The sequence below is a fragment of the Dellaglioa sp. CoH-57-MRSF-19 genome, assembly GCF_056781975.1.
Map to the genome: position 1 here is coordinate 1 of NZ_JBXAXW010000180.1, position 358 is coordinate 358.

The following is a 358-nucleotide window of genomic DNA, read 5'->3' on the forward strand; positions in this document are numbered from 1 at the left end:
CCCGAAGATGGTGCGGGACGCGGATCAAAAGCGCCGTGAATCGAGAGCCATAAACGAGGCACTTGGCATAAAAGGCAAGAAGAAACCGGTGAAGGTCGTTGACAGTCCGTATATGCTGTGAACGTCGAACGCCACCAAAACAAAAACCCCGTCAGATTCGCGTCTGACGGGGTTTTTCATTTGCGGCGCGGAGCCGCGCTCAACGTCGAACGTTCAATGCTCAGCGTGATTCTACTCGGATCGGCTGGTGCCGGCCACTCGATGACGAGTGTGGGATACCCCAGCCTGTCGCGATCCTGACGTGTAGAAAATCCACGTTTTTCGTAGATTTCACGCATCTCGTCGAGGTAGGCTGTGG

The 358-nt window shown here is 55.0% G+C and carries 1 protein-coding gene; it reads right to left on the reverse strand.

The window, feature by feature from the left end; translation table 11 throughout:
- Positions 1-176 precede the first annotated feature (176 nt).
- Positions 177-358, reverse strand: a 182-nt coding sequence (locus tag AC1RO3_RS08855) for a hypothetical protein (RefSeq protein WP_481764057.1), incomplete at its 5' end; no start/stop codon positions are given.